Here is a 7,470-nt window from a genome sequence, read left to right as displayed (position 1 = left end):
GGCAGCGGCTGCGGCGACAGCCAGTCGCCCAGCACCAGGGCCGCGGCGAACGCCAGGCTGGACTGCAGCGTCAACCGCGCCGTCAAACCAGGCCTGGGCAGACGCTGACGCCATGAACGACGCCCGCTGCGCAACTGGCCATAACAGCGCTCGGCGGCCTCGATCTGCCGAGGCCCGGGTTGGGTCCGGACCGACTGGTACTCCACCGTCTGGCCATTGCGGCTCACTGGCGATGCATAGGCGCTGACCCAATAGTGATCGCCGTTCTTGCAGCGGTTCTTGACCATGCCCATCCACGAGCGGCCGGCCTTGAGGGTCTGCCACATGTGAGCGAACGCCTCCGGCGGCATGTCGGGGTGACGCAGCAGGTTATGCGGCGAGCCCAGCAGTTCTGCACGGCTGTAGCCGCTGATCTTCACGAAGTCCGGGTTGGCGTAGGTGATGGCGCCTTTCAGGTCAGTGGTCGAAAGGATATTGGCGTCGCGGGCAACCTCGACGTTTCGGCCGGTAACCGGGAGATTGATCTTCATGCAAGGCGCGCTCGGATTATTGGGAAGGTCGGCAGGGCGTCGACTCTAAGCGGACCAAAATCCAAAACACTGATCCAGATCAGCTTTAGGGCATAAGGCGAACGCGCCGGCCAACCGTCATTTGTAGAACAGATCGACGACCACCTCGGCAGAGAACGGCCCGGCCCTGGGGCGATCATTGTTCCACAACAGCTCGGCATCGAAACTGGCCGTGGCGGCGTGGGTGCTGCCCAGCAGTTCGGCCAGATGGAAGGAGCGGTTGTACGGGATCGGCACCCCGCCACCGGCCCTGACGATACGGATGCCGACACCGTCGTTGCCGTTGGGGATCAGCAACTCGCCGGCCAGGGTGCCCGACACCGGCTTGAGCCGCGCGTCCAGACTGAAGGCCGTGTCGCAGGTACGGCTGGTGTGCAAGGCGAACGGACGTCGCTCGATCACCTGCCCGACCACCACGTTCTGGATGGCGATCCGCCCAAAATCGACGGTTTCGGGGATGACCTGCAGTTGCGCGTCGCAGGCCACGAAGCGCAAGCCGCCAAGGTTGTTGACCACGTAGTTGAGCGAGTTGCCGTCGTTGCCAGGCCCACTGCCGCCATCGAGCTGGAATAGCCGGTAGTCCTGCAGTTGGCTGGCCACGCCCGAGGGTGGCGTCGGGCCGTATTTCTCGATGAACAGCGAGAAGCCCAGGTTGAAACTCAGCGGCGCACAGCCCTGGGCGTTGCTGCAGGCCGGCAGGCTGCGACCGGTGGCGATGCGACCATTGCTCTGGCGATGGTCGACACCTTCGTGGGTCAACCCCAGGCGAATACCCTGGCCAACCACCTGGCGAGCCGGATTGAGGTACAGGTAGATCTCCTCCGCGGCGCCCGCCCCCTGCCTGACACACTCCACCGCCAGATTGAGCGGTTCCGAACGCCAGACCAGCGTACCGTTGGGCGACGACGCCGGAATCGCCACGCTGCTGCCGAGATCGGCGCTGGCCACCAGGGCCCCGCTGCCTTGCAAGGTGCAGGTGAGGGCAAAGCAACTGGCGGGGCTGAGCAGGCCGAGCAACAGCAGGCCACGCCGCCAGGTCATGCGGGACATCCTAATCATGGGCAGATCCGTTCCGGGAAAGAGAAGCGTCGTCAATCGGCGACGCGTTGAAAGGCGCACCGAAATCGACTCGGGCACTGTAGGCGCGCTGGCCGCCGTAGTCGGTCAGCGCCTTGAACCGCAGCCAGGCCGGGCGAACCGCCAGGGCACGGGAGCTGAGCAGCAGTTCGCGGCGCCCGCCCGGCGGTACCAGCAGGTCATCACCGAGCGGATGACGGCCCTGCTCGCCGGCCAGTTCGAGGCCCAGCAGCGCCGCATGGAAGTCCGTCGGGTTTTCCACCTTGAGCCGGGGCACACCGCTGGCATCGCGCTCGAGCAGCCAGCGCAGGCGCTGCGGGGTCTGTGCCGGATCACCGGCCAGACCGGCCGGGCGGAACAGCACGTTGATCCGCTGACGGATGGCGATGCTCAAACGACCGTCGCCGGCTCGCGTCCGCGGAATCTCCATGACGTACAGGTGCAACAGCGACTCCTGCCCGCTCGGCATGCCACGCCCTTCGTACATCAAGCGCAGCGCTTGCCGGCCTTCGGGCGCCAACCGCGAGATCGGCGGCGTCAGCACGAATGGCAGGTGGTGGGCACGACTCTCTTCGTGCCCCTCGAGCCAGGCCTGCAGCAACACCTCCTGGCGTCCGCGATTGCGCGCCTCGATGCTCACGTCGCGAAAGCGCCCGTCGAACACCAGGCGCGTGCCACTCAACGACACGCTTGCCAGCCCCGACTGCGCCACGACCAGGCCCAGCACCAGACCGAATATCCGCAGGGCGCTCACCGGCAGACCTCCCTGACCCGGTCGTAACTCAGTTGCGGGTCCCGCGGCGGCAGACGAAACCGGAACTGGCAACTGCGCCCCGACCAGCGGACCTGCAGCGTGCCCTGCTCCTGCTCGCTGAGCACCAGTGCGCGGCTGGTCGGATCCACCACGGCGAGCACCTTGCCCTGGGCATCCTGGACGCTGGCCCCGAACGGCAAGGCGCTGCCATCGGCCAGGCTCAATTCGAACTGTACCCGGCGCCCGGCGCTGGCCTTGAACAGCGCGTGAGTCGACGAACCGCGGCGAGGCACCAGTTGGACGATAGCATTGTCCACCTCGATGTCGGCGCCCAAATGGCGGGTGTCCAGGCTGATCCAGTTGGCGCGGTAGGGCTGCACATACGGCACCACGGCGAAACCGTTGCGCCCGGTCTCGACACCGCCGAAGTTGTTGAAATGCGCGCCGCGTACACCCGGCACCTCGGCCAGTACGAAGGTATCGCCCAGGGACTGCCCCAGGTTCACGCCACCGGCATGGGCGACCAGCGACCCGCGAGCGCCCAGGTTCCAGCTATTGAAGTCCTGGCCATGACTGTAGCCGGCCTCGAACCGGCCGACCGGGGTGGTGGCATTCACGCTGGCGGAACCGGCGCGGCCACCGCTGCCGTCATTGCCGGCCAGAATCGAGTAGAAGGCATTCCGGTCGAGCACCCGTCCGCTCAGACCGGCCATGACGCTGGAGTCCCCCTGGCGGTCGCGTACCGCCGTCAGCGAGGCACGGGTCGAGCGTTCATGCCGGCCCAGCGGCAACGACAGGGTCAGGGTGAACTGGTGGTCGGTGGCGACCCGGCCATCGAGATCGGTCGAACGGGTGCGATCCAGGGACAGGCTGTAGCTCAGGTCGCGCCAGTAGCCACCGTAGGTGGCATTGAACTGTCGCGACTTGCCCGGCAGGTTCCAGTAGCGCTGCTCCAGGGCGGTCAGGCTGAAGGTTCCCATCGCCAGGGGTTGGCTGAGGGTGATATCAAAACGGTCGCGGGCCCGGCCAAGCGAATCCCGCGCCAGCCTGCTGCGCTCCTCCACGTGCTGTTCGAAGCTGCGGTAGTGTTCACTGGAATAGCGATAACCGGCCAGGGCGAAGGTGGTCCGGGTGGCATTCAGGGTATTGGCATAACGCAGGCGCAGGCTCTTGCCGCCCAGGTCGGTAGCGGCCTGGCGGCTGACCGAGTGGGTCAGGTCGGCCGATACCGCCCCCACACCGGTATTGACGCCGACGCCGAGGTTGCTGGCCTCGAAAGCGTCCGCCAGTTGCACCCCACCAAAACCGCTAACGTGTTCGCTCAAGCCGTAGATCAGCGTGGTGCTGGCGAATCCGGGGTTCATCTGCCGGCTGTCGTTGCTGTCGTACTCGCCGGCCTCGACGCTGTAGCTGAAGGTGCCCTTGGGCAGCATCAACGGCAGCGAGGCGAACGCCTGGACGAAGGTGCGTTGGCGGCCGTCCGCCTCGATCACCGTCACCAGCAGGTCGCCATTGGAGCCGCTGGGATAGAAGTCATTGATCTCGAACGGACCGGGCGGCACGTTCGCGCTGTACAACAGGTAGCCGGCCTGGCGAATCTCCACGGTGGCATTGCTCTCGGCGACACCGCGGATGACCGGCGCGTAGACCCGCTCACTGTCGGACAGCATGCCGTCGTCCGACGCCACCTGGACACCACGAAAGCGCACACTGTCGAACACCCGTGAGTCGGTGTAGGTCTCGCCCAGGGTCAACTGGCCCTTCCAGCCGGTCAGGTCGCGCTGGGCGTAGGTCTGGTTGCTGGTGAAATGGGTGGACTGCAAGTCGCCATGCACCAGCGAGGATTCGTTGCGCAAACGCCAGGGCCCGAGATTCAGACCATTGCGCAGGCCCAGGTAATAGCTGTCGGTTTTCTGCCGGTCGAACTCGCGGCGATTGGCGTTGAAAGAGTAGTTGACGAAAGCGCTGTTGACGCCCTGGTCCCACAGCTCCGGCGACAGATAGCCGCGAGCCTCACGGCGCAGGGCGACCTGCGGCACGCTGAGGTTCAGGGCCAGGCTGTTGGGTTGGTAATCGACGCTGGCCCGCTCCAACTGGCCGAGATCGAAACACTGCTCACCAGCGCTGTCCGACGACACTTCGCCCAGGCTTGCCAGGCGCTCGGTGTCCAACCCAAGGTCCCGTAGCAGGGCCAGGGTCAGGCAGGGCTCGACCCGTCCGCTGGCGGTGTCCCGACTGAAACGCACATCCCGGCGGGCGCTGAGGACCCGGTTCAGGTAGATGTCCACCCGGTAGATACCCGGCAGGACGCTGTTGCCCTCCAGAAACGCATGGATATCCGCCGGCTGCTCGCCTGCGTGGATGAACGCGGTGTTGAAGCGGACGCCCTCCTCGACCGGTTCGGCGAGCGCCAGACGCGGCACCAGCAGGAACAGCCCCATGGACAGTAGCCAGCGTGTCGGCCGGTCGAGGCTCCGCAACCGGGTAAACGTCGTGGCCTCCGTTTTCCCGCGACACGATGACAGCAGAACTTCCTTTGTTCTTCGATAGAGCCAGTCCATTTGCAACCTTCACGCAATGTCTTGAAATATTTGTTAAAGGCGAACGCCTTCGCGCACAGGCTCTCGCGAGGGTGCGGCGATTCGGAAAAAGAATGGGTGGAAAAACGGCGACGCTAATCCTCGACCCACAGGGCCTGGCCGGTTTTCCAGTCGGAAAGCCGATAGGCCACGACGGCACCGTGATCGTTGATGCTCTTGAAACTCAGCCGTGCCTGCTGCGGCGCCACGGCTGTCGGCAGGCTGAACTCCTGAGCCTGCCCGGGTGCCAGCATCGAGTTGCGGCGATGCAGTAACCGGCGCTCACCCCCGAACAGCTCGATATCCACCAGGGTGACGTGGAACGGTCCGGGGTTGCTGACCACCAGGACACCTCCGGGCTTGAGGCGCCAACGCAGTTGCCGGGGCGCCAGGTCCGGATCGGCCATCAGTTGACGAGGCCTATAGAACACCTTGATACGCTGGCGTATACCGATCTGCAGCGCGTTCTCCTGCTCGCCGACCTGGGGTATCTCCTGAACGTTCAGCCAGAACAGCGACTCCCGGTCCGTCGGCATTTCGGCACCGGAGTGAATGATCCGCACCGTCTGCCGCCCACCGCCAGACAACGGCACCAGGGCCGGGACGACAGCGAATGGCAGGTCTGCCGCCGTCGAATCGTCGGCCTCCAACCAGGACTGCAGCAGAATGGTGGATCTGTTGCGATTAGACACACTGAGCACCGCTTCCCTGTCCTGCGCCGGGTACACCAGCCGGGTGCTGTTCAGCACGATCCCGCCCTGGGCATGCCCCCATGCCCACGCGACCAGCGCCATGCCGATCATCGATCTCGTCAACTTGCGCATGTTGCGTTCCATCTATTCGAAAGAAACGGAGCCTCGCAGCTCCGTTCAGGCCATCACTCAGTTGTAGGTCAGCACGAAAGGCACCGTTCCCGTGGCCGCACCAGGCACGGTGGAGACGCCGTTTTTCACGAACAGCGCGCGCAACGACAGGGTGCCGCTGGAGCCGCTGCCGCTGGGCTGCAGAATGCCGTCGATGGTGTCGGTGGGGTCCTGGATATTCAGGAAGTTATCGTTGTCCCGGCGCACCAGCCCGATACCGACGCCCCTGGCGGCGCCACTGGTCGGCAGCAGGTAGGGGTCACCCTGGTCGACCTGGGCTGGGCGGAATGACATGTGCACGGTGCTTTCAGCTGCCGGCTGCAGGCAGGTCACCAGCAAATCGATATCCTTGGCCGTGCCCAGCCGGGACTCGGTACGGTTGCCGATGTCGGCAAAGGAAACCCGCCCGAGGTCGACCGGGATATTGTCGGCCGAACCGCCCCCGGACGACACCTCGCAGCTGGTGTTGGTCAACGCACCGGTAAAGTTCAGCGTGCCGCCGTTGGCTGCGTGGGCGGAACCTGCCACGCCAAGGGCTGTACCCAATAGAACCAACATCACGGAAATCTTTTTCATTCGAACACAATCCTTCGAGTTAATCGTTTGCACCCATCACTTGGGTGGCGGCCAATATAGTCGGGGATCGTCATTCGAACTATCAGACCCGGCCTTATTCAGGAGGGCGATTCAACCCGTAGCCAGGACATCTGGCTCCGTCAGAAGAAAATGTCATTCGCCGGACACAGAAAACTGACCGGGAGAGTGTTTAATATTAAAAACACCTGACTATGGAATTCACCATGAGCAAGCTCGCGAAAAACATAAAAAATAATCACAGAATTATTTTTAATTATGTCGTTCAACCAGTTAGGCAGGCCGTTCACGAATAGAATGCAACAATGTCAACTTGATGCCGGAGATTTCGTAATACTGCACCCGCCTTTATACAGTGAAGAAGACATCGAGGTCGTACCACACGTACAGTTCTATAGGTACGTGATTGTCACCACCCCTTGCGGCGACAGCTTTTTCAGGCTGGGAGCCTTGCCTGGCAGGGGCTGGAAGCGAGCATTAAAGGGCAATATGCCATTACCGCAGGCATTATCCGCGGTATCTACCCACAGCGTTACACCGGGTGCGACCTTGAGTCGTTCAGAAACGCCATGCTCATGTACCGAAGCCGCTGTCACTCCACAAGCCGCCTCGACAACCTGACCACTGAAACGAATCTGTCCGGCAGTGGCCGCCGCTACGCCGGAACAAGCTCCCATCAACAACAAGACACCCGAAACCGATAGTGTGTATTTCATATCAACCGCTCCAAAACAGGGTGACCCCCATATCAATTAAAGCCCAAGCGGGCACACTTCACCGAAAGAACGAGGAATATCCGTAGGACTTCTTATATTCAATTAAACACACGAACCCGGAACAACGACGCCTGCCGGGATAAATCTCTCGAAGCAGGCGGCAGAAAACCCGGCATATATCCGGCTGTATCGCCTGCACTTCCCATTTCTTTAATAGCTGCCCGGACAGCCCGTAGCTGACAGCCGTGTCAGTTAGCCGTCACCGTGCTGACCGGATGGCGGGGTTATAAAGAGGCTACTGTTCTGCCAGCATTGGCC

Annotated in this window: 7 protein-coding genes; all 7 read right to left on the bottom strand. The window is 63.1% G+C overall.

What is annotated here, in order from left to right; genetic code table 11:
• The coding region (locus K675_RS0117895; protein WP_017904859.1) for a PAS domain-containing protein at positions 1-530 on the bottom strand (530 nt) is incomplete at its 3' end.
• Positions 531-647: 117 nt separating this feature from the next.
• Complete coding sequence (locus K675_RS0117890; RefSeq protein WP_026145303.1) at positions 648-1,628, bottom strand: fimbrial protein; 981 nt, start codon at positions 1,626-1,628, stop codon at positions 648-650.
• A complete protein-coding gene (locus K675_RS0117885; protein ID WP_017904857.1) occupies positions 1,621-2,400 on the bottom strand; it encodes a fimbrial biogenesis chaperone in 780 nt (259 codons plus the stop codon). The genes K675_RS0117890 and K675_RS0117885 overlap by 8 nt, the downstream gene beginning before the upstream one ends.
• The gene (locus tag K675_RS0117880) at positions 2,397-4,841 is read right to left on the bottom strand and encodes a fimbria/pilus outer membrane usher protein (protein WP_017904856.1); all 2,445 of its coding nucleotides are present in this window, start codon (positions 4,839-4,841) and stop codon (positions 2,397-2,399) included. The genes K675_RS0117885 and K675_RS0117880 overlap by 4 nt, the downstream gene beginning before the upstream one ends.
• 233 nt (positions 4,842-5,074) lie before the next feature.
• Entirely contained in the window at positions 5,075-5,803 is a 729-nt protein-coding gene (locus K675_RS0117875) for a fimbrial biogenesis chaperone (RefSeq protein ID WP_232434446.1), read from the bottom strand.
• A 57-nt stretch (positions 5,804-5,860) separates the two neighbouring features.
• Positions 5,861-6,418: a fimbrial protein gene (locus K675_RS0117870; RefSeq protein WP_017904854.1), complete on the bottom strand. Its 558-nt coding sequence runs from the start codon at positions 6,416-6,418 to the stop codon at positions 5,861-5,863.
• A gap of 410 nt (positions 6,419-6,828) precedes the next feature.
• Complete coding sequence (locus K675_RS33080; RefSeq protein ID WP_157383954.1) at positions 6,829-7,152, bottom strand: hypothetical protein; 324 nt, start codon at positions 7,150-7,152, stop codon at positions 6,829-6,831.
• Positions 7,153-7,470: the final 318 nt, after the last annotated feature.

This window comes from Pseudomonas fuscovaginae SE-1 (genome assembly GCF_000364705.1).
Taxonomy (GTDB): Bacteria; Pseudomonadota; Gammaproteobacteria; order Pseudomonadales; family Pseudomonadaceae; genus Aquipseudomonas; species Aquipseudomonas fuscovaginae_A.
The sequence above is the reverse complement of the archived record's forward strand: the minus strand, read 5'-3'. Positions and strand labels throughout refer to the sequence as shown.

What these genes read in the sequence shown, in the direction of transcription:
- K675_RS0117875 (WP_232434446.1), bottom strand. Translation starts at nt 5,803, where the DNA reads ATGCGCAAGTTGACGAGATCGATGATCGGCATGGCGCTGGTCGCGTGG.
- K675_RS0117870 (WP_017904854.1), bottom strand. Translation starts at nt 6,418, where the DNA reads ATGAAAAAGATTTCCGTGATGTTGGTTCTATTGGGTACAGCCCTTGGC.
- K675_RS33080 (WP_157383954.1), bottom strand. Translation starts at nt 7,152, where the DNA reads ATGAAATACACACTATCGGTTTCGGGTGTCTTGTTGTTGATGGGAGCT.
- K675_RS0117880 (WP_017904856.1), bottom strand. Translation starts at nt 4,841, where the DNA reads ATGGGGCTGTTCCTGCTGGTGCCGCGTCTGGCGCTCGCCGAACCGGTC.
- K675_RS0117890 (WP_026145303.1), bottom strand. Translation starts at nt 1,628, where the DNA reads ATGATTAGGATGTCCCGCATGACCTGGCGGCGTGGCCTGCTGTTGCTC.